Annotated in this window: 26 protein-coding genes, 2 tRNA genes, 3 rRNA genes and 3 pseudogenes; 7 read left to right on the forward strand and 27 right to left on the reverse strand. The window is 41.8% G+C overall.

Annotated elements, in window-relative coordinates; all coding sequences use genetic code 11:
- Positions 1-39 precede the first annotated feature (39 nt).
- The 21 genes and pseudogenes from FGL31_RS17965 to FGL31_RS28320 all read right to left on the reverse strand — a co-directional run bounded on the left by FGL31_RS17965 (position 40) and on the right by FGL31_RS28320 (position 17938).
- Positions 40-1416, reverse strand: a complete 1377-nt coding sequence (locus FGL31_RS17965) for an alginate export family protein (RefSeq protein WP_197734307.1) — start codon at positions 1414-1416, stop codon at positions 40-42.
- A 44-nt stretch (positions 1417-1460) separates the two neighbouring features.
- Positions 1461-3236, reverse strand: coding sequence for an amidohydrolase (locus tag FGL31_RS17970; RefSeq protein WP_138093524.1), 1776 nt, complete (start codon positions 3234-3236; stop codon positions 1461-1463).
- Between the two features lie 62 nt (positions 3237-3298).
- Positions 3299-3973, reverse strand: a complete 675-nt coding sequence (locus FGL31_RS17975; RefSeq protein WP_317131150.1) for a hydrolase — start codon at positions 3971-3973, stop codon at positions 3299-3301.
- A 92-nt stretch (positions 3974-4065) separates the two neighbouring features.
- Entirely contained in the window at positions 4066-4314 is a 249-nt protein-coding gene (locus FGL31_RS26465) for a pirin family protein (RefSeq protein WP_232046917.1), read from the reverse strand.
- Positions 4281-4598, reverse strand: coding sequence for a pirin family protein (locus FGL31_RS26470; RefSeq protein WP_232046918.1), 318 nt, complete (start codon positions 4596-4598; stop codon positions 4281-4283). The genes FGL31_RS26465 and FGL31_RS26470 overlap by 34 nt, the downstream gene beginning before the upstream one ends.
- Before the next feature lie 61 nt (positions 4599-4659).
- Complete coding sequence (locus tag FGL31_RS26475; protein WP_232046919.1) at positions 4660-4941, reverse strand: hypothetical protein; 282 nt, start codon at positions 4939-4941, stop codon at positions 4660-4662.
- Positions 4942-5119: 178 nt separating this feature from the next.
- Positions 5120-5521: a Crp/Fnr family transcriptional regulator gene (locus FGL31_RS17985; protein WP_197734309.1), complete on the reverse strand. Its 402-nt coding sequence runs from the start codon at positions 5519-5521 to the stop codon at positions 5120-5122.
- 153 nt (positions 5522-5674) lie between these two features.
- On the reverse strand, positions 5675-5986 hold the full coding sequence (locus tag FGL31_RS17990) for a hypothetical protein (protein WP_099371850.1): 312 nt from the start codon (positions 5984-5986) through the stop codon (positions 5675-5677).
- Positions 5987-7130: 1144 nt separating this feature from the next.
- Positions 7131-7242: ribosomal RNA gene (rrf, locus tag FGL31_RS17995) — 5S ribosomal RNA — on the reverse strand.
- An 86-nt stretch (positions 7243-7328) separates the two neighbouring features.
- Positions 7329-10219 (reverse strand): 23S ribosomal RNA (locus tag FGL31_RS18000).
- Positions 10220-10362: 143 nt separating this feature from the next.
- Positions 10363-10436, reverse strand: a tRNA-Ala gene (locus FGL31_RS18005).
- A gap of 4 nt (positions 10437-10440) precedes the next feature.
- Positions 10441-10517: transfer RNA gene (locus tag FGL31_RS18010), tRNA-Ile, on the reverse strand.
- A gap of 129 nt (positions 10518-10646) precedes the next feature.
- Positions 10647-12174, reverse strand: a 16S ribosomal RNA gene (locus FGL31_RS18015).
- Together the 16S, 23S and 5S rRNA genes with 2 tRNA genes alongside form the textbook arrangement of a ribosomal RNA operon.
- 1320 nt (positions 12175-13494) lie before the next feature.
- The gene (locus FGL31_RS18020; RefSeq protein WP_099371870.1) at positions 13495-13881 is read right to left on the reverse strand and encodes a GtrA family protein; all 387 of its coding nucleotides are present in this window, start codon (positions 13879-13881) and stop codon (positions 13495-13497) included.
- Between the two features lie 2 nt (positions 13882-13883).
- A complete protein-coding gene (locus FGL31_RS18025; protein ID WP_138093530.1) occupies positions 13884-14582 on the reverse strand; it encodes a CDP-alcohol phosphatidyltransferase family protein in 699 nt (232 codons plus the stop codon).
- A 23-nt stretch (positions 14583-14605) separates the two neighbouring features.
- Positions 14606-15508 (reverse strand): NAD-dependent epimerase/dehydratase family protein, encoded by a 903-nt coding sequence (locus tag FGL31_RS18030; RefSeq protein ID WP_232046920.1) that lies wholly within the window; start codon positions 15506-15508, stop codon positions 14606-14608.
- A 16-nt stretch (positions 15509-15524) separates the two neighbouring features.
- Positions 15525-15596, reverse strand: a pseudogene (locus FGL31_RS30000) (NAD-dependent epimerase/dehydratase family protein); the annotation flags it as partial.
- A complete protein-coding gene (locus FGL31_RS26485; RefSeq protein ID WP_232046921.1) occupies positions 15593-15799 on the reverse strand; it encodes a hypothetical protein in 207 nt (68 codons plus the stop codon). The pseudogene FGL31_RS30000 and the gene FGL31_RS26485, both read right to left, overlap by 4 nt.
- Entirely contained in the window at positions 15777-16595 is an 819-nt protein-coding gene (locus tag FGL31_RS18035; protein WP_232046922.1) for a hypothetical protein, read from the reverse strand. The genes FGL31_RS26485 and FGL31_RS18035 overlap by 23 nt, the downstream gene beginning before the upstream one ends.
- Positions 16596-16727: 132 nt before the next feature.
- A complete protein-coding gene (locus tag FGL31_RS18040; protein WP_262709167.1) occupies positions 16728-17549 on the reverse strand; it encodes an aminotransferase class I/II-fold pyridoxal phosphate-dependent enzyme in 822 nt (273 codons plus the stop codon).
- Positions 17550-17581: 32 nt separating this feature from the next.
- A complete protein-coding gene (locus tag FGL31_RS28320; RefSeq protein ID WP_262709168.1) occupies positions 17582-17938 on the reverse strand; it encodes a PLP-dependent aminotransferase family protein in 357 nt (118 codons plus the stop codon).
- A 298-nt stretch (positions 17939-18236) separates the two neighbouring features.
- Here FGL31_RS28320 and smpB point away from each other — a divergent pair, with 298 nt between their 5' ends.
- Positions 18237-18692, forward strand: coding sequence for an SsrA-binding protein SmpB (gene smpB / locus FGL31_RS18045; protein ID WP_094257745.1), 456 nt, complete (start codon positions 18237-18239; stop codon positions 18690-18692).
- Here the strand turns inward: smpB and FGL31_RS26490 are convergent.
- Both FGL31_RS26490 and FGL31_RS26495 read right to left on the reverse strand, forming a co-directional pair.
- On the reverse strand, positions 18679-18918 hold the full coding sequence (locus tag FGL31_RS26490) for a helix-turn-helix domain-containing protein (RefSeq protein ID WP_232046923.1): 240 nt from the start codon (positions 18916-18918) through the stop codon (positions 18679-18681). The genes smpB and FGL31_RS26490 overlap by 14 nt on opposite strands.
- Positions 18919-18947: 29 nt before the next feature.
- Complete coding sequence (locus FGL31_RS26495; protein ID WP_232046924.1) at positions 18948-19442, reverse strand: AraC family transcriptional regulator N-terminal domain-containing protein; 495 nt, start codon at positions 19440-19442, stop codon at positions 18948-18950.
- A 331-nt stretch (positions 19443-19773) separates the two neighbouring features.
- On the opposite strand from FGL31_RS26495, the gene FGL31_RS30405 reads away from it, so the two are divergent.
- From FGL31_RS30405 to FGL31_RS18065, 6 genes and pseudogenes are all read left to right on the forward strand, one after another.
- On the forward strand, positions 19774-20700 hold the full coding sequence (locus FGL31_RS30405) for an aldehyde dehydrogenase family protein (protein WP_317131068.1): 927 nt from the start codon (positions 19774-19776) through the stop codon (positions 20698-20700).
- A pseudogene (locus FGL31_RS30410) lies at positions 20648-20797 on the forward strand (aldehyde dehydrogenase family protein); the annotation flags it as partial. The gene FGL31_RS30405 and the pseudogene FGL31_RS30410, both read left to right, overlap by 53 nt.
- Positions 20798-20877: 80 nt before the next feature.
- The gene (locus FGL31_RS30415) at positions 20878-21276 is read left to right on the forward strand and encodes an aldehyde dehydrogenase family protein (RefSeq protein WP_317131069.1); all 399 of its coding nucleotides are present in this window, start codon (positions 20878-20880) and stop codon (positions 21274-21276) included.
- Between the two features lie 147 nt (positions 21277-21423).
- The gene (locus tag FGL31_RS18060; RefSeq protein WP_232047178.1) at positions 21424-21687 is read left to right on the forward strand and encodes a DUF779 domain-containing protein; all 264 of its coding nucleotides are present in this window, start codon (positions 21424-21426) and stop codon (positions 21685-21687) included.
- 239 nt (positions 21688-21926) lie between these two features.
- The gene (locus tag FGL31_RS26500) at positions 21927-22202 is read left to right on the forward strand and encodes an oxidoreductase (protein WP_232046925.1); all 276 of its coding nucleotides are present in this window, start codon (positions 21927-21929) and stop codon (positions 22200-22202) included.
- A 36-nt stretch (positions 22203-22238) separates the two neighbouring features.
- Positions 22239-23006, forward strand: a complete 768-nt coding sequence (locus FGL31_RS18065) for an oxidoreductase (RefSeq protein WP_232046926.1) — start codon at positions 22239-22241, stop codon at positions 23004-23006.
- A 2-nt stretch (positions 23007-23008) separates the two neighbouring features.
- Here the strand turns inward: FGL31_RS18065 and FGL31_RS18070 are convergent, their stop codons facing one another.
- The 4 genes and pseudogenes from FGL31_RS18070 to FGL31_RS29240 all read right to left on the reverse strand — a co-directional run bounded on the left by FGL31_RS18070 (position 23009) and on the right by FGL31_RS29240 (position 26117).
- Positions 23009-23410, reverse strand: coding sequence for an acyl-CoA thioesterase (locus FGL31_RS18070; RefSeq protein WP_099371879.1), 402 nt, complete (start codon positions 23408-23410; stop codon positions 23009-23011).
- Between the two features lie 22 nt (positions 23411-23432).
- Complete coding sequence (locus FGL31_RS26505; RefSeq protein ID WP_232046927.1) at positions 23433-23867, reverse strand: MutS-related protein; 435 nt, start codon at positions 23865-23867, stop codon at positions 23433-23435.
- Position 23868: 1 nt separating this feature from the next.
- A complete protein-coding gene (locus FGL31_RS26510; protein ID WP_232046928.1) occupies positions 23869-24951 on the reverse strand; it encodes a MutS family DNA mismatch repair protein in 1083 nt (360 codons plus the stop codon).
- 508 nt (positions 24952-25459) lie between these two features.
- Positions 25460-26117: pseudogene (locus FGL31_RS29240) on the reverse strand (protein-L-isoaspartate(D-aspartate) O-methyltransferase).
- Between the last annotated feature and the right edge of the window lie 177 nt (positions 26118-26294).

The following is a 26294-nucleotide window of genomic DNA, read 5'->3' on the forward strand; positions in this document are numbered from 1 at the left end:
TATTGTCTTGGATACCAAAATCAAGACTTACAAAAATCCTTAAAATTTAACTTGTGCTGTAAGTCCACTGATGTAAATATCCTTGCCTGCACTAACATCTTTTATATAGTCGCCAGCTTGGAACCATGTAAATTCACCACGAAAAGTTAAAAAACGATTAGGACTATATAAAAGAGCGCCTATTAATTGATTTCCTATATGTCTGTTCTGGCTTCCACCATCATCATAAATCTGAACCATATTCACACCATAAATCCCATCTGCTTTACTGTATCTCCAGAAAAAGTCATAATCTACAGAGAATTCTAAATCCTTTGCGAGCTGGAAGTTGATGGAAGGATGAAATTCAGCTAAGTTTGATGGACCAATCAATGCTGCCAATCCAAAATATGCGCCCTTGGGATACAACGCATTGAAAGACCCAACACGGTCCTTTTCACCTTGATCACCACTGATAAGCTCTGCTTTCAAACCAATTTCAGGCTTAAGAAAAACATCATCAAATGAATATGTAGTATTGATGGAAGCTGTCCAAGCCAGGATTTTCGAACTGCCCAGTTTTCCAAATTGCACAAGCCCTTCAATATCATAATTCCAAGAATCTAATCCTCCAAAAACTCGAGATCCAACAGAATGACGCAATTCTCTTCCTTTGACATCAGCAAATAATGCCGATTTCTTATAGAATCCAAGATAATAAGCATCGATACCACCTAAACCCGGGACGGATTTGAAAGTTGAATATGCACCCCATAGACGAGTGTCTTTATTAAAACCATCATCGAAAACACCTTTTTTTGCAAGAACGTAATGGGAATAAAACAAATCTAGATTTACATCTTTTGTCTTATACATGATTTTTGCAGCATCAAATGCTTGCCGATTATTTGGATTTTCCCTGACGGATATCAACCGCTGTGAACCATAAGATAATTCCTGTCTACCGACCCTAAAAGTCATGGAAGAATGGTCTGTGTCGAATGCTGATACGTCTACAAATGCTTGGTGCAGATCTAACGGATTTTCCTCCACCGGGGTGGTTATCGGTCTACTGCTCGCAAGACTGCTTTGAACTTGAACAAAGGCCCTCACATTTTTAGAAAAACGCCAATCTGTATGGAGCAGGAACCTCGACAACAAATAACCGTCTCCGTCATTTTCACTGTCGCCCCAATCTTCATTCTGAATATAGAAATATTGGCCTCTGGCCTCCCCTCCTACACTTAAATAACTATCGCTTTTCTGCTTTGAAAATGGGATATATTTCAACCCCTCATAAAATGTTCTTGAACTGTCTTTTGCCAAGTAACTATAATCTTCATTATAGCGCAAAGGCTTAAAAGAAGGTTGATCTTGGGCAAGAGCAATGCCATTGCTCAGCAATAATAAAATCCCAAATAGGCGCAAACGAACCATGTTTTTAAATCGTTTTTTTACTTTAAAAGATTTACAATGGCTATCTATTTTTGATTTTGGTAGCCACCATAATATTTCACGGGAGACCATTCCGGCAATACTGAAAGAGGCTTGGGAGCTACCTCCTGATAATCACTATCACCATATACTATTTTGCCATCTAAAATAGTCAATTTTGAGGTAATATTCTTTATCTTTTCAGCATCAATTTTAAAATAATCTTCGTCTAAAATGACTAAATCCGCATAGTATCCTTTTTCAAGCTTACCCTTCTTTTCATCCTTGATTAATTCATAGCCTTTATGAGTTGCTAATCGCAATGCAGTGGTCCGGTCAAGTATATTTTCTTCAGCCATTACTTGGTTTCCGCCGATGGTTTTTCCTGTTGTAATCCAGTAAAGAGCAACCCAAGGATTGTAGGATGCTACCCGAGTGCCATCTGTTCCCAATCCAACAGGAATACCCAGTTCAAGAATCCTTTTGATAGGAGGCGCAGCCAATGCTGGTTTTTTGCCGTATCTCTTAATAAACAATTCACCTTGGTAAGCCATTCTATGTTGAATAGCAACACCACCACCCAAACTTTTTATCCTCTGTAAATTCTCCTCACTGATCGTCTCGGCATGGTCTATAAACCACATATTATCCTTCAAGGATACCTGAGCATCTACTTTTTCAATGATATCTAAAAATCTCGTAATACTCTCATCGTATGTAGCATGGATACGAAACGGCCATTTCTTTAATGCTAATAATCTAATTACTGCCTTCAGATTGGTTTCCAATGTCATTGGTAATTCTGGTCGTGGAAAAAGAAAATTCTCGAAATCTGCAGCATCTGCGACTAGGTTTTCACCACCACCACCAATGTAATAGTCTATTTGATTGAATTTATTGTTGGCATGATTACCAACATCTGCCATTCCTACCCATTTTGTAAAGTCTTCCAGTTCCTTCCCTTTTTTCTGTGCAAACAGGAAATATGGTAAGCGAATCGTAATTTTCCCTTCTTTGTTCAAAGAATCGGTTATTCCATAGTCATCCGGAAAATTTTGAAAACCTCCTCCGGCATCCATCACACCTGTTACACCGATTCTGTTTAATTCGGTCATATATTTTAATGTAGAATTCACTTTTTGTTCTGGAGTAAGCTCAGGAAGTTTTGCCAAGGTAGAATATAATATGAATGCGTTAGGCTCAGCCACTAACAATCCTGTCGGATTGCCTTGTTCATCCTTTTCTATAAGTCCTTCGGGAGGATTAGGTGTGTCACCAGTGATATTTAATTTTGCTATACCAGCTTTGTTCAACCATGCTTTACCATATAAATAGAGGATAAATGTTGGTACATCACCTGTGACCGCATTAATTTCTTCAAGAGTTGGAAGTCGTTTTTCTTCAAATTGATATTCGTTCCAACCACCTACGACACGAATCCATTGGCCTTCAGGTGTGCTAGATGCCTGTTCCTTCAACATTTGAAGTGCAGTTTTTAAAGATGTTACCCCATCCCAACGCAATTCCGTATTATAGAAGCGTCCTCCGCGGATGACATGGCTATGGCTATCAAATAAACCAGGAATAACACGACGATTTCCTGCATCAATAACCTTTGTATTTTTGCCCTTCAATTTCAATATCTCACTGTTTGTTCCTGTTCTCAGAATTTTGTTCCCTGAGATAGCGATAGCCTCAGCCTCTGGGTTTTCATCTGATAAAGTAGTGACTTGAGCATTACGAATGATAATGTCTGCTCTCTGTCCAAATACTGGGGCGATCAATACGACCGTCACAAGAATACTAAATGCTTTTTTTAACATAATTGTATGGTTTTTTTAAAGCGGACATGTTGCCATGCCCGCTTACTGTTGAATTAATAGTGTTAGTGCTTCAACATCTCTCTTGAGTATTGAATCCCAATACCGTAAGATCCAGCATATTTAACAACTAGGTCGTTAACTGCTTTATAGGTGTCTTGACGTGCCCAATCACGTTGTAGCTCTAATAAATATTGAATTGATGTCATCGGTTTGGCACCTGCTTGTACCATTCTTGTGATCGCTTGATCATGAGCTTCTTTGGTAACATCTCCTGAAGCATCTGTAATCACATAAACATCATAACCATCATTCAATGCTGACATTACAGGACCAACAACACACACACTAGTCCATAAACCTGCCATCACAATCTTTTTCTTTCCTTTACCGGTAATCGCTTTGTAAGCTTTTACATCTTCCCAAGTGTTCATCGTAGTTCTATCGATAAACTCCGCTGTATTTGGGTAAAACTCTAAAATCTCAGGAAATACGGGTCCACTGAATGACTTCTCCGCAACAGTAGTAACAACAGTAGGGATTTTGAAAATCTTGGAAGCACCAGCAACCAATCCAGTATTGTCTCTCAACTCGTTCATCGGAATACTGTGAGTAGCAAATGCCATTTGACCTTCGTGATCTATTAAGACTAAAGAATGATTCGTCGGATTTAAAAGCTCAGGACTTGGTTTTTGAGCGAATGTAATAAGTGAAGCTACACCTAATGCAATTGTTAAGATTACTTTTTCATTTTGATTAATTATTAAACGTTTGTTATTTTATTTTGTTTATTGTATTGTATTTTTGCGAAATTTATTTTCCATCCGATAAATTATCCAAGGATCATTGGGACTTCCATTAATAGAATTTTGGTAGATGGTGAAGTGGATCTTATTTCTATAGAGCTGATATTCCATAACCCGAATCCATCCCTACTATTTAGATTTTGATTACCTACCAGCGCACTTCCCTCAATCAAGAAGACATATAGACCATTACCTGACTTCTTAATTTTATAATTACTGATAACACCAGCCTCAAACTCTCCTAAGTGAAACCAAGCATCTTGATGTATCCACACGCCATCATCATCATGGTTAGGGGACAGTATTTGTTGGAATCTATTTTGAGTGAATTTTGATCTATAGATTGTTGATCATATCTTGGTGCTACATTCCGGCGATTTGGATAGATCCATATTTGAAGGAATTTGACAGGACGATCTTCATTATAATTGAATTCGCTGTGCATAACTCCTGTTCCTGCACTCATAACTTGGATATCACCATTCTTGATCACAGATACATTTCCTAAATTATCCTTGTGTTCCAGATCTCCGTCTAATGGAATACTGATGATTTCCATATTGTCATGGGGATGGTTCCAAACCCTTTTCCACCCTCTACAACATCATCATTCAAAACTCTCAATACACCAAAGTGCATACGCTCAGGGTTATGATAATGGCAAAACTGAAGGTATGATGGCTCAGCAACCATCCATGATCCGCCTTGCCTCTGGTAGTTGAATAATGAATTACTGAATTGTCTCTGGAGATTAGAATCCGTATTTGGAATATGTTGAAACCAATAAAATCTAATGGTGCTAGTTCTTCTATTTCGTTTTTTAGGATATTCCCTAAAGCTGCAGTAGCTGCGAACATCCCCGTTCCTACAAAACCTTTTTTTATGAAATTCTTTCTGTCCATTACTGTTTGTTGTTTGATGAAACAAAATTAGGACGTCTAAAACCCCTATCCATTGAACTAGTTAAAGAAATGTTTAATTAGTAAAAAATAAAAAAGCCCGAACATATTGTCCGGGCTCAATTAAAAAAAATAATATGATCAGCCTTTTGCAAGTCTCTTTTTTATGATACTCACAAACTCAGCTGAAACTCCAAGGTATGAAGCAATATAATATTGAGGTACGCGTAAGGGGATACTCGGATAAAGCTTTAAGAAATCCAAATAGCGCTCTGGTGCCTTTTGTGGCAATGGTATTGATCAACCTATTCTGAAGGACTGAAAGATTCCGCTGAACCAATAGCCGGAAGAACAGCTCAAATTTTGGCAAGTCCATCAAGAGTTTTGCCTTGCTAGTTGGTGTCAACACCAACATCTCTGTTTCTTCTAAGGTCTCAATAAAAAATTTGGAAGGCTTTTGGTCATGGAAAGATGCAATGTCACTTACCCACCAGTCTTCAATACCAAAGGAGATGGTTACTTCAAAACCATTCTCATTGACATAAAACGTCCTGACGCAACCCTTTATAGATATAACCTTCAAACTGACAGATATCTCCCTCCCGTAATAGAATGGTCTTTGGAGGAATTTTCCGAATCTTCAGATGATCTATAAAGATCTGTTGCTGCTCAGCGGTCAACTGAATATACTTGCAAACATTATTTTACTATTTGAATGTACATGAGACCAGGAAGGTTAAAATTCATAATTAGGGAAAAGACTATAAATTTCATTCTTAAGAAGCCCGCTGCCACCTCCAAAATGTTGGATGACCTTAATATGATCATCCACACATAGTGCATAAGCCTTAATGCCAATTTCGGTAAACTCTGGTAGGCCTGAACTTAAAATAATAACATCAACAGGATGGTTGTTCAGATAAGTTTTTAGTTCATTTTCATCATCCATCACATAAGCAGTCCACCCGGTGTTATTCTCAATCAACCTCTTCAAGGTATTGAGAATATCCACATTCTTTCCTATCACTACAAAATTAAGCAGTTTCATTAATAATATTATTATTTAACTAAAAAATGATTTTAAACCATGGTTAAAGTTTATACTCGAAAATATATTTGTAACACAAATACAAAAATTAACCTTGAAATAATAAAGAAACGTTTAACTAGTTATAATAAATGGGGAGGTAGATGTGGGATATGAAGATGTGAGATATGAGATAGTAAGCGACAGGACCTAAAATTGATAGACAAAAGACATAAGACATAAGACAATAGACATTAGACAATAGACATTAGACAATAGACATAAGACAAATAGACATAAACAATAGACATAAGACAATAGACATAAGACAACAGACATACACATAATAGCCATAGGGAACCAACCCCTGTAAGGGTGACACTATTATAGAATACATGTTATTATAACCCGTGCAACCCGCTAGGGGTGTAACTATTATAGAAAATAGATCATAGCGACGCCACACAGCCCTGTAGGGGTGTAACTATTATTAGAAATGATCATGCGACGCCACACAGCCCTGTAGGGGGTGTAACTTTTATAGAAATGATTATACGATGCCACACAACCCTGGGTAGGGGTGTAACTATTATAGAACAATGTCCTTATAACCCATGCAACTCCGCTAGGGGTGTAACTATTATAGAAAAATGATCATGCGATGCCACACAACCCTGTAGGGGTGTAACTATTATAGAAAAAAATGGCCATAAACCCCAAAAACCCCATCGGGGGTTAAATGCCGGAGGCATTGAAATGTCTCTTAAATGCCGTAGGTATGAAATATCTATAGAAATGAAAATCACCCCAAACACCAGCGCCGTAGGTGCGGCATGTTTGTTAAATGCCCCGCTATAATAGTGTCACTACAGATGGGTTGTGCTATTATCGGAATTGATATTTCAAGCCAAACAATCCTGTTAAGGGTGCAACTATTATAGAAAAATGTCATATTAACCCATACAACCCTGTAGGGGTGTAACTATTATAGAAGAATGCCAGTATAACCCCAACAAACCCCGCTAGGGGTGTAACTATCATAGAAATGATCATGCGACGCCACACAACCCTGTAGGGGCTGACCCATCATGGCGGCCGGCAATTGGGGGACGGCCATAAAACAGGAAAGCCCGATGTCCTCATGGACAACGGGCTTCCGTATAAAATTAGGCACCGACCTACTCTCCCACCTGTTACGGCAATACCATCGGCTCTGGCGGGCTTAACTTCTCTGTTCGGAATGGGAAGAGGTGGACACCGCCGATATAGGCACCTGAATACCTTTTTGACAGACATTGCTCTGTCATTGACATGTTATTGGAAGAAAGGAGGTTAAAAAGAGAGAGGACAACAGACTATCCGCATTGGAAAGCTTCGGGCTATTAGTACCACTCGGCTTTGGTCTCTCAACCTTTACACCTGTGGCCTATCGACGTCGTAATCTCCGACGACCCTTATGAGGAAGTCTCATCTCGTGGCTAGTTTCGCACTTAGATGCTTTCAGCGCTTATCTATCCCGGACGTAGCTACCCTGCCGTACACCTGGCGGCATAACAGGTTCACCAGCGTCCGTCCAAACCCGGTCCTCTCGTACTAAGGTCAGATCCACTCAAACTTCCAGCGCCCACAACAGATAGGGACCGAACTGTCTCGCGACGTTCTGAACCCAGCTCGCGTGCCACTTTAATGGGCGAACAGCCCAACCCTTGGGACCTTCTCCAGCCCCAGGATGTGACGAGCCGACATCGAGGTGCCAAACCTCCCCGTCGATATGAGCTCTTGGGGGAGATCAGCCTGTTATCCCCAGAGTACCTTTTATCCTTTGAGCGATGGCCCTTCCATACAGAACACCGGATCACTATGTCCGTCTTTCGACCCTGGTCGACTTGTAGGTCTCACAGTCAAGCAAGCTTATGCCATTGCACTCCTCGTACGGTTACCAAGCGTACTGAGCTTACCTTTGAAAGCCTCCGTTACCTTTTTGGAGGCGACCACCCCAGTCAAACTACCCACCAAACAATGTCTCCCGGATGCCGGATTAGAAACCGAATACAGAAAGGGCGGTATTTCAAGGGCGTATCCGCGATTCCTGGCGAAACCGCTTCGACTACTCCCGCCTATCCTACACATCCTGTACCCAATTTCAATGTTAAGCTATAGTGAAGGTTCATGGGGTCTTTCCGTCCCGTTGCGGGTAACCGGCGTCTTCACCGATACCACAATTTCACCGAGCTCATGGCTGAGACAGCGCCCAGATCGTTACACCATTCGTGCAGGTCGGAACTTACCCGACAAGGAATTTCGCTACCTTAGGACCGTTATAGTTACGGCCGCCGTTTACTGGGGCTTCGATTCAATGCTTCTCCTTGCGGATGACATCCCCTCTTAACCTTCCAGCACCGGGCAGGTGTCAGGCCTTATACCTCATCTTTCGATTTTCGCAAAGCCATATGTTTTTGCTAAACAGTCGCCTGGGCCTTTTCACTGCGGCTTCTCCACCCGGAGGTGGAGGAAGCGCCCCTTCTCCCGAAGTTACAGGGCCATTTTGCCGAGTTCCTTAGCCATGATTCACTCGAGCACCTTAGGATCCTCTCCTCGACCACCTGTGTCGGTTTGCGGTACGGGTCTTGATGACCTGGAGCTTAGCGGGTTTTCTTGGAAGTCTGCTTACCTGCGCTATCAGCGCCCCCGAGGGTTTGCTGTACTATCGGGCTTCGGCTGTACCGGCGGATTTGCCTACCGGTCCAATACCTTTGCCTTCAACGAACTATTCCGTCAGTTCGCGGCAGTGTCACTACTCCGTCACCACATCGCAGTCATCAACAGTACGGGAATATTAACCCGTTGGCCATCGGCTGCCTCCATTCGGATGCGCCTTAGGTCCCGACTGACCCTGATCCGATTAGCGTTGATCAGGAAACCTTGGTCTTTTCGGTGGGCGGGTTTCTCACCCGCCTTATCGTTACTTATGCCTACATTTGCTTTTCCATCAGTCCACCACAGGTCGCCCTGCGGATTCGCCCCCGATGGAATGCTCCCCTACCAGTGCAACACGAAGTTGCAATCCATAGCTTCGGTACCGTTCTTGATGCCCGTTTATTATCCACGCCCGGCCGCTCGACTAGTGAGCTGTTACGCACTCTTTAAATGAATGGCTGCTTCCAAGCCAACATCCTAGCTGTCTGGGCAACCGGACCTCGTTAGTTCAACTTAGAACGGATTTGGGGACCTTAGCTGATGGTCTGGGTTCTTTCCCTCTCGGCCTTGGACCTTAGCACCCAAAGCCTCACTGCCGGCCATATCTAGCAGCATTCGGAGTTCGTCTGGATTTGGTAGGATTTGACTCCCCGCACCCAATCGGTAGCTCTACCTCTGCTAGACTCCATGCCGACGCTGTTCCTAAAAACATTTCGGGGAGTACGAGCTATTTCCCAGTTTGATTGGCCCTTTCACCCCTACCCTCAGGTCATCCGGAAACTTTTCCAACGTTTATCGGTTCGGTCCTCCAGTACGTGTTACCGCACCTTCAACCTGCCCAAGGGTAGATCACAAGGTTTCGCGTCTACCTCGTCCGACTCTGCGCCCTGTTCAGACTCGCTTTTCGCTTCGGCTCCTGGCCTTAAGCCATTAACCTTGCCGGACAAGAGTAACTCGTAGGCTCATTATGCAAAAGGCACGCCGTCACGGAATCGCTCCGCTCCGACCGCTTGTAAGCACACGGTTTCAGGTTCTTTTCACTCCCCTGTTCGGGGTTCTTTTCACCTTTCCCTCACGGTACTGGTCCACTATCGGTCTCTCAGGAGTATTTAGCCTTGCCAGATGGTGCTGGCGGATTCCCACAGGATTTCTCCGGTCCCGCGGTACTCAGGATACCACTATGCCTGTATTCTTTGCCTGTACGGGGCTCTCACCCTTATCGCGCAGTTTCCCACCTGCTTCCAGTTCATAGCACAGTACAACCTCGTGGTCCTACAACCCCATGCATGCCGTGACATGCATGGTTTGGGCTCTTTCCCGTTCGCTCGCCACTACTTGGGAAATCATTGTTATTTTCTCCTCCTACGCCTACTTAGATGTTTCAGTTCAGCGCGTTCGCCTCATTTGATGGCATGCCTTCAGCATGCCGGGTTGCCCCATTCGGAAATCCACGGATCGAGTCGCATTTGCCGATCCCCGTGGCTTATCGCAGCTTATCACGTCCTTCATCGCCTCTGAGAGCCTAGGCATCCCCCGTGTGCCCTTGTTTACTTTCTTCGCGCCACCACCCCTTTTGCCAAGTGGTGGGCTGCTTTCGGTGCACCGCATTGCTGCAGTGAACCTCTGTTGTCTTCTCTTGTTAATCTCTTTTCTTCCAATATGTCAAAGAACTCTTCGTCGCACCAAAAGGTGCGGACCTGTGGAGAATAACGGATTCGAACCGTTGACCCCCTGCGTGCAAGGCAGGTGCTCTAGCCAGCTGAGCTAATTCCCCGCGGTGGTAGTCCCGAGCAGACTTGAACTGCTGACCCCTACATTATCAGTGTAGTGCTCTAACCAACTGAGCTACGGGACTAGCTTATCTCTCTCATCTTCTCTCGGTGACGATCACCCCGATACCGGGATGGGCACTTTCTTCTGAATCTGTCTTCTTTTTTTTCCTTGGATCATGTATGTGGCGCAGCGGCCCCGGCGCGGGCTCTAGAAAGGAGGTATTCCAGCCGCACCTTCCGGTACGGCTACCTTGTTACGACTTAGCCCCAATTACCGGTTTTACCCTAACACGCTCCTTGCGGTTACATGCTTTAGGTACCCCCAGCTTTCATGGCTTGACGGGCGGTGTGTACAAGGCCCGGGAACGTATTCACCGCGTCATTGCTGATACGCGATTACTAGCGAATCCAACTTCACGGGGTCGAGTTGCAGACCCCGATCCGAACTGTGAATGGCTTTTCGAGATTGGCATCACATTGCTGTGTAGCTGCCCGCTGTACCATCCATTGTAGCACGTGTGTAGCCCCGGACGTAAGGGCCATGATGACTTGACGTCGTCCCCGCCTTCCTCTCTGCTTGCGCAGGCAGTCTGTCCAGAGTCCCCACCTTTACGTGCTGGCAACTGGACATAGGGGTTGCGCTCGTTGCGGGACTTAACCCAACACCTCACGGCACGAGCTGACGACAGCCATGCAGCACCTAGTTTCCTGTCCCGAAGGACGCATCCGTCTCTGGATGCTTCAGTAACTTTCAAGCCCGGGTAAGGTTCCTCGCGTATCATCGAATTAAACCACATGCTCCTCCGCTTGTGCGGGCCCCCGTCAATTCCTTTGAGTTTCACCCTTGCGGGCGTACTCCCCAGGTGGATAACTTAACGCTTTCGCTTGGACGCTTACGGTATATCGCAAACATCGAGTTATCATCGTTTAGGGCGTGGACTACCAGGGTATCTAATCCTGTTCGATCCCCACGCTTTCGTGCATCAGCGTCAATAACGGCTTAGACAGCTGCCTTCGCAATCGGTGTTCTGAGACATATCTATGCATTTCACCGCTACTTGTCTCATTCCGCCGTCTTCAACCGCATTCAAGCACTTCAGTATCAAGGGCACTGCGACAGTTGAGCTGCCGTCTTTCACCCCTGACTTAAAGTGCCGCCTACGCACCCTTTAAACCCAATAAATCCGGATAACGCTCGGATCCTCCGTATTACCGCGGCTGCTGGCACGGAGTTAGCCGATCCTTATTCTCCGGGTACGTTCAGCCCACTACACGTAGTGGGGTTTATTCCCCGGCAAAAGCAGTTTACAACCCATAGGGCAGTCGTCCTGCACGCGGCATGGCTGGTTCAGGGTTGCCCCCATTGACCAATATTCCTTACTGCTGCCTCCCGTAGGAGTCTGGTCCGTGTCTCAGTACCAGTGTGGGGGATTCTCCTCTCAGAGCCCCTAGACATCGTCGCCTTGGTGGGCCGTTACCCCACCAACTAGCTAATGTCACGCGAGCCCATCCATATCCTATGAATATTTGACGCCGGAACGATGCCGTCCCGGCGTGTCATGCGGTGTTAATCCGGATTTCTCCGGGCTATCCCCCTGATATGGGCAGGTTGCTCACGCGTTACGCACCCGTGCGCCACTCTCACCGGAAGTAGCAAGCTACTCCCGGATCCCGTCCGACTTGCATGTATTAGGCCTGCCGCTAGCGTTCATCCTGAGCCAGGATCAAACTCTCCATTGTAAAATGAAGTGTAAGACCGTGACTATTCATAATAAATAGAAACGTCTTGTTTTTAATGTTTTCCTCCCGCTCCGGGATACCTGAATTGATTTATCTTGTATATCTTTTCAGCGTATGCTTCCTTGCGGAAACTCCGCTGCGCTACATGATCATTTAAAGAACTTATCTCGCCTCCGCTTCGCGCTTCGGCTCTATGCTGTAAAGTACACTGATGTACCTTCAAACTGTCATTTCCGTTGGCTCCGGGCGTCGCGCCCATCGCCGTTTCCCCTGGTTGGGACTGCAAAGGTAGGAGCTTTTTTCGAATCCGCAAAATTTATTTTGAAATAATTTTCGCGGCCCCTTTTCGGCTTCCCGTGCCGGCAATGTGCCGCCTGCGGTGTCGCCCGTCCTTCCCCCTATTTCAGTGGCGTTTCCGCCGTCCCTCCCTTGCGGAGTGGTGCAAAGATAGGGACATTTGCACATTACTTCCAAGACCACGGCACAACATTTTTTGCCCAAGGGGCGTAACTCGCTATCCCATTGAAAGATAATTTTTCGGCCGGGCAGCAGATTACCGGCACCCGGGTGCGCCAGCGGGGGAAAGCGCGCCCCCGGCCGACCCCGGCGGGCACGGAAACGGAACGGTGGCCGGTGCGGACACCGGCCACGGCAATGAGGGCCCGGCACGGCAAAAATTCTTTCCAAATTTGATCCACATTTTAGATCACGTCAATCATTTTCACCCTTGATTGGCATTTCCGCCTCTGGGCATTTACACTTTTCACCTTTCCATCTTTCGATCATTAAAATCACGTCTCATCTATGCCTTTCTCCGTATAATCATGTTGATCATGTTTAATCAGATCAATCATAGTTTAACCATATCAGTCATTTTCACCTTTGATTACATTTCCTCCTTTGTGTCTTTCCACAGATAATCATGTTGATCACGACTAATCAGATCAATCACAGTTAAATCATCTTCATCAGGATTAATCATAGTTTAACAGGTGGCCGGTGAGGACACCAGCCACGGCGGTCGTTTTAATCTCCTTCCACTCTCCTTCCACTCTACGTCCACTCTCAGTCCTCTTTCGTTCGCACCTCGTTCGCACCTCGTTCGGGTGTTTTCCGAAGCAGCTCCGAACAAGGTCCGTACAAGGTCCGAACGAGAGACAAACCAGAGTATACCGAGAAAGGAACAAGACCATAACAAGAACCCTCAGAGTCAATATCAAGTATGAAACAGAAAAACTGTAAATCAAGGGTAAAACAAAAAAGCCACCTTGGTCCGAATCCAAGATGGCTTTATAATAAATTTCTATTTAGCGTTGAGGTCTATTTCTTAAAAACCCAAAATCTCTGCATGGTATAATTGAATCCCAGTGAAACGACGATTTCAACAATAGCCTTTGACAACAAGAAATGCCACTGCCATAAATTCACAAAAACAAAAATCCCCAAAGTCTTCAATGTGATACTACCAAGAACTACAACAATAAACTTCCAGAGCTGACTGCCCAAGGATTTTTCTGTATTCCCAAATGACCAGTACCGATTGATTGTAAAGTTAACGATAGCCCCCAGGCTCCCGCTGACCACGTTCGAAAATGGAGCCGTGAATCCCAGAACCTTATAACAAAAAGTATAAATACCGAAGTCCGATATCCCGCCAACAAAAGCGGATAACTGAGCTCGAAGAAATACCCTAAGTTTATCTGACATCTTTAATCGTTTACTTCTGCTTGTTTAAGTTTGTTCGCTTTTTCTTCTTTATCCTTGGCATCACCAAGGTCCAAAAGTTTTTTCGTGTCCCCAATGTTGATAAAGAACAGGATGATACAGATTCCCAACACTGAATAGTTGATGGAACCTGGCACTAGAACCTCAAGAACCAAGACCAAGCTGATGATCACCCTAATTTCAGTAGGGCCCAACAGACCCGCATCGATCGTATATTGATCTGTGATCCTGTATCTCAGCTGAGAGATTATCATCGCCCAACCATATAGTGCTACCAAGGTAAAACCAAGATATTTAAAATCGCCGACAGCATAAAAGACATACCCCAGTCCGATGAACACCGTTGAAACCCAGTCCATAACGATATCTAGGGCAAAGCCATACCATTTTCTTGATTTATTTCGGTAGAAGGCAATCCTTCCGTCCAATGAGTCTCCAAACCACTGAACAAAAAATCCAACAATCCCCAAAAGAAGATAGTTGATGTTGACATATTCTGCGAGTAGAAAGCTGCCCAAGATCATAAAAGACCCAAACAGACCAATGGCCGTCAATCCATCTGAGGAGATCCACTCCGGGATTTTCGGAACCAGATAACTGATCAGTCTTTGTTCTGGAATACTTAAAATATTCGTACGCTTTCTATCTTGAAAAAGCTTTTTATTGATTTGTTGTTCACTCATTTCATAGGAAATTTTAGAGCCACTTATTTTCTTTGTACCAAATTAAACTCTCTTTTAAGGCCCGTCTGAAGGTTATATTGAGGCTTAAAATCAAGATTATTCATCGCATGGGTAATATCACAGCCCCAGTTTTCTGCCGTCAGTTCTCGTAAACGCTCGGGATAGATCACTGGCGTTTTTGAAGAATTGCGATACAGTCTTTGGGAAATTTCTGCCACGCTCCGCACAAGTCCCAATGGCACATGCATGCGAAACATTCTTTTTTGGAATACTTCCTTAAATATCTCAGCCATAGCATAGCGAGAGTAAACTTCACCATCGCTAATATTATAAATCTGGAGACCATCCTGCTTCACTATAACACCCTTCAATAGCACATCGACCAGATCTTTCACATAGATAAAGCTCAATTTCTGCGGATTTCTGCCGATATAAGGATCAAAACCTTTTTTCATGGTGTCAAAAAGAATGAAAATATCTTTTTCACGGGGGCCATAAACAGCAGTAGGCCTAAAAATGGAAACAGGGGCATCCGTGAATTTCTGTTGGATCATCAATTCAGAGGCTTCCTTGCTTTTTCCGTATACTGTTAAAGGATTATAGGGGGTGTTTTCAGTAATCAGTTTTTCGCTGCCATAAGGTATGGGGCCAATTGCTGCCAGACTACTGACATAGCTGATCCGCTCCAAAGGCATCTCAGCAGCAGTTGCAGCATCCAAGATACTATCGGTATAGCCGACATTGACCAGTCGCATAACGTTTTCATCCTTTGCTTTTGTCATTGCCGCAGCATGGATGATATAGCTGTACTGTTCTTTATTGAAAAGGGATTTTAATTCTTGTGGGTTTCCCAGGGTCTGGGAATACGAATTGATCAACGAAGGGCTCAATATCCCTGATGTTGCTGGATTTTCTGACCGCAGCATGCACTTCGAGCCCTAAATTTTGGGCAGCCTCAACAAGGTGAGAGCCTACAAAACCGCTCGCACCAGTTATGAAAATCTTTTTTTTCATATCGCTTTTTCAAAAAGACGATACCGCTTATAGAATTCGGCATTGATTTGTTCAATAGCGTGATTCATGAGGTAGTTGTGGTCCAACATCCAAGAGCATTCAGCTTCCTCGATGCCAGATGGGATGGCATTCTTGATAATCCTCCCATACAAACAAGCTTCAATTCCCAATTTTCTATAATTATCCAAAACACCAAGCATCAATACCCTTAGGGATTTGATCTTTTTTCTTCCAAATAATAGCTTTGAAAATTCCTGTCGGGAACAGTCTTCCTCGTTTAATTTTGATTTGGATTTCATTAATATTTGGAATACCAAGTGCAAAACCGATGAGCTCATTGTCCTTTTCTGCAACAATACAGTATTTCGGATCAACGATCATCTTTAAATCTTTTGCGGTATGTGCAAATTCATCGTCAGTCATTGGAACGAAACCTAAGTTTTTGTCCCAAGCCTTATTATAGACTTTCTTGATCTTTTCTGCCTCATTGGCAAAATCCTTCAAGTTAATCTGTCTCAATATAATTCCAGATCTACCCAACCTTTCTTCCAATTTATCGAGTAACATTACAGAGCGTTTATTGGAATTTTCCTTATTGACAAGATAAGCTCTTAAGTCGACTTTTTTCTCAAAGCCGGCCTGCAAAATCAAATCTTGATAATAAGGGAAGTTGTATGGCATCATTGCCATCGGAGGTCTGTCAAAGCCTTCCACTAATAATCCTGTTGAATCATTGGTGGTCAGGTTGATTGGTCCAACGATATTGTTGGCTCCCTTTTCTTTAACCCATTCTTCTGCTGCCTGAAACAACTTGTCGGCCACCTCTTGGTCGTTGATACAATCGAAAAATCCAAATTGGCCTTCATTGACATTATTGAAGGCGTTGTGGTTTGTATTGTAGATTCCGGCAATCCTACCTACGATCTTTTCGCCTTGGTAGGCTAAGAAAAGTTGCAGGGAGGAGTGTTTGAAGAAAGGATGTTTATTAGGATTTAACATATCATCCTGTGCAACAAAAGCTCAGGAACATAATTCGGATCTCCTTCATAAAGGTCATGAGGAAAATCGATGAATTTTGCTCTTTGTTTTTTAGTTTCAACCAGGAACTATCGTAATCACCTTGATAAAATTTTATTCGCTAAAACTTTCTACCTCCAACGTTTTGAAAACCTTAGTCATTTTCTCAACAGCTTCATCGATCTGGTCGAACGTATGTGTAGCCATAAGAGAGAAACGGATCAAGGATTCCTCAGCTGGTACTGCAGGCGCAACTACTGGGTTCACGAAAACTCCGTCGTCCTGTAGCATTTTGGTAACAATATATGTTTTTTCGTTGTTTCTTACGAAGACTGGTAAGATAGGACTTTCAGTAGCACCTAGGTCAAAACCGTTTTCTAACAACAATTTCTTAGCATAATTTGTGTTTGCCCATAATCTTTCGATATGTTCAGGCTCAGTTTGAATGATCTCTAATGCTTTCAATGTAGAAGCTACAGAAGCAGGAGTCATACTGGCGCTGAACATCAACGATCTTGCTCTATGTTTAAGGTATTCGATTGTATCGCTATCTGCAGCCACAAAACCTCCCAAAGAAGCGAATGATTTACTGAATGTACCCATGATCAGGTCTACTTGATCAGTCAAACCAAAGTGGCTTGCTGTACCGGCACCTTTTTCACCGATTACACCCAAACTATGTGCATCATCACATAATATGGCAGCATCATATTCGTTTGCTACTTGAACAAGCTCAGGTAGTTTAACGATATCACCTTCCATAGAGAAAATGCCATCGGTAGCAATCAATTTGAAGCTCTCTTCAGGTAAACGAGACATTTTGTCTCTTAAATCATCAATGTTATTATGTGCGTATTTGATTACTTTAGAGAATGAAAGACGAGAGCCGTCGATAATCGAAGCATGGTCACGTTTCGTCAAGTAGGATATAGTCATGACGACCAGTCAAACAAGATAAAGGACCTAAGTTAGATTGAAAACCTGTGCTGAAAAGAATTGCAGCTTCCTTGGCCTACATAATCAGCAAGTTTTTCTTCCAATTCAACGTGAATATCCAAGGTTCCATTTAAAAAACGAGATCCTGCGCATCCAGTACCATACTTTTCCAATGCATCTTGAGAAGCTTTGATAATACGTGGGTCAGTAGTTAACCCTAAATAGGAATTTGAACCAAACATCAAAACCCTGCGCCCATCAATTTTAACCTCTGTATCTTGTTTGGATTGGATAGGTCTAAAATAAGCATATAAGTTTTTTGACTTGATATCGCCCAACTCGCCATTTAAAAAACGCGCGGTTCTTTCGTTTAATTTTCCCTTGCTCATTCGTCAGGTATCTATTTTCTCAATAATATTTACTTTTTGAACTTTTAACAAAAATCGTCAAAAATCCCACAAAGGTACAAAACTAGATTTATTAACATAATAAAATCATGCTTATATTACCTTTCTTTACAAAAAATCGACGCAAACATACAAAACTTAAACTTCAAATTATGTTTTGATTGACATATAAATATCATAAAATTAAATTAATATTAAGAGAATGTTTACAGTAAATTACTTTGAAATTTTGCAAAAATTCATAAATTCTTACATTTGTGCTTCAATATAAATAATAAAAATGGCAATTTCATCAACGGTTAACATCAAAAACAAGCGCGCATCCTTTGAGTATCACCTACTTGACACCTATGTTGCCGGTTTGGCTTTATTGGGTACCGAGATAAAATCCATCCGTGAAGGCAAGGCAAATATCAACGATAGTTTCTGTGCATTTTTTGAAGATGGGCTCTATATCAGAAATATGCACATCGCAGAATACTCTTTCGGTTCGTTCTATAATCATGAATCTAAAAGGGACAGAAAGCTTTTGTTGACGAAAAAAGAACTGAAAAAACTACGTGAAAAAGGGGAAGAAAAAGGGTTTACAATCGTCCCATTGAGGATTTTCATCAATGAAAGAGGATTTGCCAAAGTGGAGATCGCCTTGGCTCAGGGTAAAAAAGACTTTGATAAGCGTGAAACCATCAAAGAACGTGAAAGCAAAAGAGAGCTTGACCGCGCTATGAAACGCTAATATCACTCTTCCGCTGATAATTTCCAGGAGTAATCTGTTCTCTTGATTTGAATATTCTGATAAAATAATTGACATCGCTGAAGCCACAGGCATAACAAACTTCTTTGATAGTCATATTTGCACTCAGCATTTCCTTAGCTTTTCGAAGACGCTCTTGAATCACCAACTCCATCGGTGTAATGCCATATTCATCCTTGAACAACCTGAAAAGGCTCGCTTTACTCATATTCGCTTTTAGGCTTAGATCATCAATCGTTAGTTTTTCAGATAAATGTTCCGAATATATTTTTTCAAATGAGAAATCGACTCATTAACCTGTGCCGTTGGTTCCATTAATTCGCCCAATTGCTGCTGTTGGATAATTCTGATCAGCAATTCTTTAAAAAGCAAATCAGCTAGCACGTCTTTATATGGATCACTGCTGATCATATTCGTAAACAACTTGCTGGTTAGGGTAGCCAACTCATCCGTATTTACCAAATGGAATTTATTCCATGAGAAATCCCATGATAATTTATTTTCTATTCTTGGGTAAGTCTTGTTCAAATATTGAATTGTTTCTTCAATCTTGTCTGCAGAGATCAACAAAGCTGTACATTGCGTGGGATCCTGGATCTGAGCTTCAGGAAAGTCGATTTGCATTTTTCTATGTGCAGGAAGGACCAAAGTTTCACCGGGTAAATAATCAAATGCTGGGATATCTTCCAAATGCATTATTTTTTTCCCCTTGAGCATATTGATAATAACCATATCATTGAACTTTAGCGGGACGAGATGACTGGCTGATAAGTTTCATATACATTCAACTCGAAACTATTCAATGTATAGGCTCTCCTATTTTCAACCAATGTATTCAATTCCCTCTCCTTAGAATATGGTAGTTCACGGACTAGATTATTCTTTCCCATAGTGATTTTATTTTATAATTGGCTGTTAATCAAATTTAAAAAAATTATCACAAAACAAAAACAGCGTAATGATATTATTATGCTATGAATAGCGAGGATAATGCTATTCAAAAAAATTACCGCTTGGTAAATTTGGGAAAGAGTCCAAATATAAACTTAGTAAAAACAAAACTATGAGCGAAATTAAAAGACCGACGTTTAAAGAGCGTTATGATAATTACATTAATGGAACTTTTGTTCCGCCAACTCAAGGTAAATATTTTGACAACATCTCACCTATTGATGGACAGCCATTCACACAAGTTGCGCATTCGACCAAAGAGGACATTGACAAGGCTGTAGAAGCTGCAGCTAAAGCATTTGAAACATGGAGCAAAACTTCAGCTACCGAACGCAGTAATATATTATTCAAGATAGCAGACAGAATAGAGCAACATTTGGAGGAAATTGCTGCTGTAGAAACCATCGACAATGGTAAAGCAGTCCGCGAAACTTTAAATGCTGATATTCCTTTGGCCATCGACCATTTCCGTTATTTTGGAGGGGTAATCAGAGCTGAGGAAGGATCTTTATCAGAACTTGATAGCACGACTGTTTCCTTAATAGTAAACGAACCAATTGGAGTTGTTGCACAGATCATCCCTTGGAATTTCCCTATTCTTATGGCTGTTTGGAAATTGGCCCCTGCATTAGCAGCTGGATGTACAGTTGTGTTAAAGCCAGCTGAAAGTACACCGACATCCATTATGGTGTTGATGGAAATCATCGGAGACTTGCTTCCTCCAGGAGTGGTAAATGTAATCAATGGATTTGGTTCAGAATTGGGTCGCCAATTGGTTACTCATCCTAAAGTAGCGAAAGCAGCATTTACTGGTTCAACTGCAACTGGGCGTATGGTGATGCAATATGCTACAGAAAACATTATACCGGTTACCTTAGAATTGGGTGGTAAATCTCCTAATATTTTCTTTGAATCTGTGATGGCTGAGGATGATTCATTCCTAGATAAAGCGATTGAAGGAGCTGTATTATTTGCTTTGAACCAAGGTGAGATCTGTACAATGTCCATCCCGATTGTTGATTCAAGAGTCGATCTATGACAAGTTTATTGAGCGTGTTGTAGAGCGCGTGAACCAAATCAAAGTAGGAAATCCATTAGACCCTACTGTTATGATGGGTGCACAGGCATCAAAAATCCAAAAGGATAAAATTATGTCTTATATCAAATTGGGTAAAGAAGAGGGTGCTGAAGTATTGACGGAGGTGATGAGAACCAATTGGGTGGCGATATCAATGATGGATATTACATCAAACCTACCCTTTTCAAGGGCAATAATAAAATGCGCATCTTCCAAGAGGAGATATTCGGACCTGTATTGGCCGTTACAACCTTTAAGGATGTCAATGAAGCAATTGAGATTGCCAATGATACGAACTATGGATTAGGTGCAGGTGTTTGGACTCGTGATGCCCATGAACTATACATGGTGCCTAGAGCTATCCAAGCAGGACGTGTATGGGTAAATCAATACCATAGTTACCCTGCAGGTGCTCCTTTCGGTGGTTATAAGCAGTCGGGAATCGGCCGTGAAAACCACAAAATGATGTTAGCCTACTATCGTCAAGCTAAGAATATGCTTATCTCCTATAGCAAAGAAAAGCTTGGCTTCTTTTAATAAAAGAGTAGTTAATAGTTAAATGTGTGATAAGGGGTTATATTCATAACCCCTTTTTCATCCAAAATCGAGGATTATGACTTCAAGAATAGATGTAACAGACGCTGCAAAAGCAGTAATCAAGGAATTGGTAGAAAAACATGGCCCATTAATGTTCTATCAGGCGGTGGATGTTGTGAAGGAACGCAACCTCAATGTTTTGAAAAAGGTGGATTTTATCCAAGGATGAACGATGCCATGATTGGTTTGGTAGAGGGATTTGAATTCTGGGTTGACCGAGACTTATTTGAATATTGGAAATTCTCACATTTCACCTTGGGATGTATTGGATGGATTCGGCCCAGGAGGCTTTTCATTGGAAACCCCAATGGGGAAAACATTCAAAATTCATTACCGATTATTTACAGATGATGAATTGAAAAATCTACCTGAAGTAGTAAGGAATGAGTAATATCCCACTCCCAATTGGGGCATAGATTGCGCTAGCCAACTTATACTCATTAGAATTGTCACCTTTAATAATTAAGTCATTTTCGAAACCAACTTCTGTAAACAAAGTTTGCTTTTAAGCTCTATCACTAATTTCTTGTGCCTTTGAAATAAACATATATCAACTGGGCTATTTTATATTATTCTTATAACTTTAGAATATGAAAGCGAAGCATTCCTTATTTTCCGAACTACCACTCAAGAATATGACATTATCCAATAGAATTGTTGTTTCCCCCATGTGTCAATATTCAGCCATTAATGGTTTTGCCACTGACTGGCATTTGGTTCATTTGGGTCAGTTTGCGATTGGTAGAGCGGCAGTTGTGATTCAGGAAGCTACAGCTGTAAGTGCGATTGGAAGAATATCTTATGGAGATTTGGGAATTTGGTCAGATGAGCATATTGAAAACTTAAACAGATTACAGAATTCATAAGCAGTCAAGGAAGTATTCCCGGCATTCAGTTGGCACATGCCGGAAGAAAGGGTAGCACTGATAAACCCTGGATCAGCAAGAAAACAGTTCAGTCCAGATGAAGAACATGGCTGGCAGACTATTGCTCCATCAGCTATTCCTTACCATGACTATGTAATTCCGCCTACAGAGATGACACTTGCGGATATACAGGCGGTTGTTTATGAATTTAAACTAGCTGCCCGCAGAGCTGTTTCAGCAGGTTATAAAGTTATTGAAATCCATGCTGCCCATGGGTATCTCATCCATCAGTTTCTATCACCCCTAGTAAATTTGAGGGATGACCATTATAGCGGACCATTTGAAAACAGAATTCATTTTTTACTTGAGATTGTCCATGCGGTAAAGGAAGAATTGGGTAAGGAACAGTCTCTATGGGTTCGATTGTCTGCTACGGATTGGGCTGAAGGAGGCTGGGATCTGGAACAAACGATAGAATTGGTAAAGATTTTAAAGCTGCTAGGTGTTGAAGTTGCTGATATTTCTTCAGGTGGAGCGGTTTCCTACCAACAGATTCCTGTAGAACCTGGATATCAAGTTCCATTTGCCGATGAAATCAAAAACTCTACTGAGATCTGTACCGGAACTGTAGGTTTGATTACTTCTGCAAAACAGGCCAAAGATATCATTAATCGAGCTGCTGCAGACTTTGTTCTGATTGGCAGGGAGTTCTTGCGTCATCCACATTTAGTATATGAATGGGCAAAGGAAATGGGAGAAGATATCAATTGGCCCCCTCAATATGAAAGGGCCAAAATCGAATAATTTTATTGAACGTCCAGACCTTGTAATACAGGCACAGGTTTTTTGTTATCATCTAGGGCAACGAAAGTAAATCTTCCTTGTATTGCTAATTCGCGTCCGTCTTCGTACATGCTTTCCAAGTATATTTCTACATATACTTTTAAGCTGGTTCTTCCTACACTCTCAACCCTTGCTATCGCTTCAACAATACTTCCAGAAGGTATGGCTTTGTGGAAGTCAATTTTATCGGTGGAGACCGTAACCAATGATTTTCGACAGAAACGGGTTGCACACATAAAGGAAACCTCATCCATTATCGCCATGGCTTTTCCGCCAAATAAAGTGTCGTGGTGATTGGTAAGGGAAGGAAACACAGTCATTGTAATACGTGTTTCACTTTGGTCGATACGTTCTTGAACAGTCATTATAAAATTTGAAAGCGCAAAGTTAATCAACTTTTTCGCTTTCAACGACTATACCGATGCCTTTCAATAGCATTGAAGCATTAAAGATGGTACATGCACCGTCTTTTAATTTATAATCAAATAACATTTCCGACCCTTGTACCTGAATATCAAAATGGTAATTTTTTAAGTAACCCGGATAGTCGTTAACTAATTCTGAAAGCTGCAAGTCGTGGGTCGCCAACATACCACGCCCATCTAAACTTATCAGTTTTTTGATGATTGCCTTTGAACCTAAATATTTATCGACCGAGTTTGTACCTCTCAACATCTCATCTATAAGAAAATAGCTTGATTTGATGTTTTTCACTCGCTCGAGGATGAATTTCATACGATCTAATTCAGCTTTAAAAGTTGAGGTACTTTCATTCAAAGAATCCTTAATACGCATGTAGGTCACCAATTCATAAATCGGCAATTCAAACTTTTTTAGCGCAGGTCACTGCTCCCGTGTAGGCCAATACCGCATTGATACCAATTGTACGTAGGAAAGTACTTTTCCCTGCCATATTACTTCCAGTAATCAGCGCAATTTTATGATCATTTGCTTCATAATCATTTCCTACAGATTTGGTTTCTGGAATCAAAGGATGGTTCACTTCGATTGCTAGCACATGATCGTTTTCAAAATTATCTTTAATTACAGGTTGTGTCCAGCCTGGATGGTTGTAAGCAAGTAAAGCCAAAGAGACTAAACTCTCATATTTAGCAACCGCATCAAATCCGGAAAGGATGGAATCTTCATATTGGTTCTTCCATTTACTGATTGCCATTACCTGTTTGAAATCCCATAAGAACAGCATATTCAGAATGGCACCGACCAACATGTTATTTCTAACATCCAATTTGTCGATAAGCTTTCCCAATTCACTGATAATGCTAGACAACTTCTTTTGATGTGCATCCACTTCAATTTTACGTTGTAATTCCTGATTCAAGGGAGCTACATACTTTCTGTCTTCCATGAGTTTGATGGCATCGGAAAAACCGATTAAGGAAACTCCAATTTTATCAATCCGATTTGAGAATTGGCTTACCCTACCACCCTGGGACATCGTCCATAAAAGGTGTATAATTGCTAATCCCAAGAGATAGCCAGAAATATTCTGAACGAATACAGAGAATAATATGCCCGCTAGGAATATCCAAGGCACCAATGGAACATAAAGTTTATAAAATCCATTTCCGAATTGAAAGGATTTATCATGGAAATAGCTGTGGATATATGATCTCAGATTGATCTTGGAGCCAAGGTTGAAGAGCATTTTAGTTTGAAATGCCTGTAGATGTTCAGGGTCGACCTTTAACTCATTGACAGCTTCCTGTCTTGCAGTTATTTCTTCTTTTTGTGCAGGAGCTTCCATCCAAGATTTCAATTCCGACACACCATCCTTCGTAGCACACCTATTGACCAGCTCAAACAACGAATTGGGACCAAAAATATCAAGATCAGAACTGTAGGGATGTTTCCCGTCTTCAAACTCTACCCCATCATCGTACATGTTTTTTCTTACGATTCAGTACCTCAATCTCATTCTCATTAATCCGCAAATATACTTTTGCCTCTTGTAATTTACGATCCACCTTGGATTGACGAAACACGAGAAATGCAAACAGAAATATAACAAATAGAAATGCCCCTAAAACCAAAAAAATATTGTTGAGACCAAATAATTGCCAAATACCAATTCCTCCCAAATATCATTAACCCCAGCCTCAAAAAGGCATTCTGATTAATCTGTTTATCTAGAAGTTTGATCTGTTCTTTCGTCCTATCGACATTGCTTTGGTAAAATTCTGCACTCATGGTGCTAAGATAGACAAAAGACATAAGACACAAGACATTAGAAATAGTAAAATTGCTACTTGGGAAAGGGTATTATCGAAAAAGGATTGAAAATAGAGAGCTGTCAAGCAATTATTCAAAATCCATCAAATCCTAAACAAACCGACAAATCTAATGTATGTCTATTGTCTAATGTCTACTGTCTAATGTCTTAGTCTGTAAACTTACCACGCTTGATCACCTACTAGAGGTACAAATCTGAAGGTATCGAGTTCGATTCTTTCGAAGTCATTTTCTCCGACGCGCAGTAGAGTTACCATTTTTTGGAATTTCTCATCACCGACCGGGATGACCATCAGTCCTCCAAGTCGAAGTTGCTTGAGCATTTTCTCTGGTACGAAAGGCGCTCCAGCAGTAACGATAATTTTATCGTAAGGTGCTTTTTCGGGAATACCTTTGGAACCATCTCCTAGGAAAAAATTGGGCTTATACCCCATATAGGGCAATACTTGGATTGTTCTATGGTAGAGGTTTTCTTGTCTTTCTATAGTGTAAACGTCTGCACCAAGTTCCATGAGGATGCAGGTTTTGGTATCCTGATCCTGTACCAATTTCGAGGACCTTATCCCCTTTCTTGATATGCAGTAATTGACTCTGGTAAGCAACTGTATATGGCTGGGAAATAGTTTGACCATCCCCGATTGGGAATGCTATATCACGGTAAGCTTGATTCCAGAAAGTCTCATCGAAGAAATAATGGCGTGGCACCTTGGCAATTGCTCTCAGCACATTCTTGTCCTCAATCCCACGTTTCTCCAAGTGCTTCACTAATTGCTTCCTTGCGCCTTGCTCCCGATAATTGTCAATAAACTTATAAGCCATATTCTTCAAAATTAGCCTTATTTTACGATATTTTTATGGTTTAAATGCAAAACATTCAAGGTCAGAATGGTTCTGATTTTTCAGAAAGAAATTATCCCTATCCTTTATTTTTTGTACATTTATAGGTATCAGAATTGATGGAAAATCTATTTCCACAATAACCCAAAATGAATGATA

The sequence above is a fragment of the Sphingobacterium daejeonense genome (assembly GCF_901472535.1).
Classification (GTDB): domain Bacteria; phylum Bacteroidota; class Bacteroidia; order Sphingobacteriales; family Sphingobacteriaceae; genus Sphingobacterium; species Sphingobacterium daejeonense.

Coding starts and splice junctions, on each gene's coding strand:
- FGL31_RS17965 (WP_197734307.1), bottom strand. CDS start 1,416: ATGGTTCGTTTGCGCCTATTTGGGATTTTATTATTGCTGAGCAATGGC.
- FGL31_RS17970 (WP_138093524.1), bottom strand. CDS start 3,236: ATGTTAAAAAAAGCATTTAGTATTCTTGTGACGGTCGTATTGATCGCC.
- FGL31_RS26470 (WP_232046918.1), bottom strand. CDS start 4,598: ATGGAAATCATCAGTATTCCATTAGACGGAGATCTGGAACACAAGGAT.
- FGL31_RS26475 (WP_232046919.1), bottom strand. CDS start 4,941: ATGGACAGAAAGAATTTCATAAAAAAAGGTTTTGTAGGAACGGGGATG.
- FGL31_RS17990 (WP_099371850.1), bottom strand. CDS start 5,986: ATGAAACTGCTTAATTTTGTAGTGATAGGAAAGAATGTGGATATTCTC.
- FGL31_RS18020 (WP_099371870.1), bottom strand. CDS start 13,881: ATGTCAGATAAACTTAGGGTATTTCTTCGAGCTCAGTTATCCGCTTTT.
- FGL31_RS18025 (WP_138093530.1), bottom strand. CDS start 14,582: ATGAGTGAACAACAAATCAATAAAAAGCTTTTTCAAGATAGAAAGCGT.
- FGL31_RS18030 (WP_232046920.1), bottom strand. CDS start 15,508: ATGCTGCGGTCAGAAAATCCAGCAACATCAGGGATATTGAGCCCTTCG.
- FGL31_RS18035 (WP_232046922.1), bottom strand. CDS start 16,595: ATGTTAAATCCTAATAAACATCCTTTCTTCAAACACTCCTCCCTGCAA.
- FGL31_RS18040 (WP_262709167.1), bottom strand. CDS start 17,549: ATGACTATATCCTACTTGACGAAACGTGACCATGCTTCGATTATCGAC.
- FGL31_RS28320 (WP_262709168.1), bottom strand. CDS start 17,938: ATGAGCAAGGGAAAATTAAACGAAAGAACCGCGCGTTTTTTAAATGGC.
- smpB (WP_094257745.1), top strand. CDS start 18,237: ATGGCAATTTCATCAACGGTTAACATCAAAAACAAGCGCGCATCCTTT.
- FGL31_RS26490 (WP_232046923.1), bottom strand. CDS start 18,918: ATGAGTAAAGCGAGCCTTTTCAGGTTGTTCAAGGATGAATATGGCATT.
- FGL31_RS26495 (WP_232046924.1), bottom strand. CDS start 19,442: ATGGTTATTATCAATATGCTCAAGGGGAAAAAAATAATGCATTTGGAA.
- FGL31_RS30405 (WP_317131068.1), top strand. CDS start 19,774: ATGAGCGAAATTAAAAGACCGACGTTTAAAGAGCGTTATGATAATTAC.
- FGL31_RS26500 (WP_232046925.1), top strand. CDS start 21,927: ATGAAAGCGAAGCATTCCTTATTTTCCGAACTACCACTCAAGAATATG.
- FGL31_RS18065 (WP_232046926.1), top strand. CDS start 22,239: ATGCCGGAAGAAAGGGTAGCACTGATAAACCCTGGATCAGCAAGAAAA.
- FGL31_RS18070 (WP_099371879.1), bottom strand. CDS start 23,410: ATGACTGTTCAAGAACGTATCGACCAAAGTGAAACACGTATTACAATG.
- FGL31_RS26510 (WP_232046928.1), bottom strand. CDS start 24,951: ATGTACGATGATGGGGTAGAGTTTGAAGACGGGAAACATCCCTACAGT.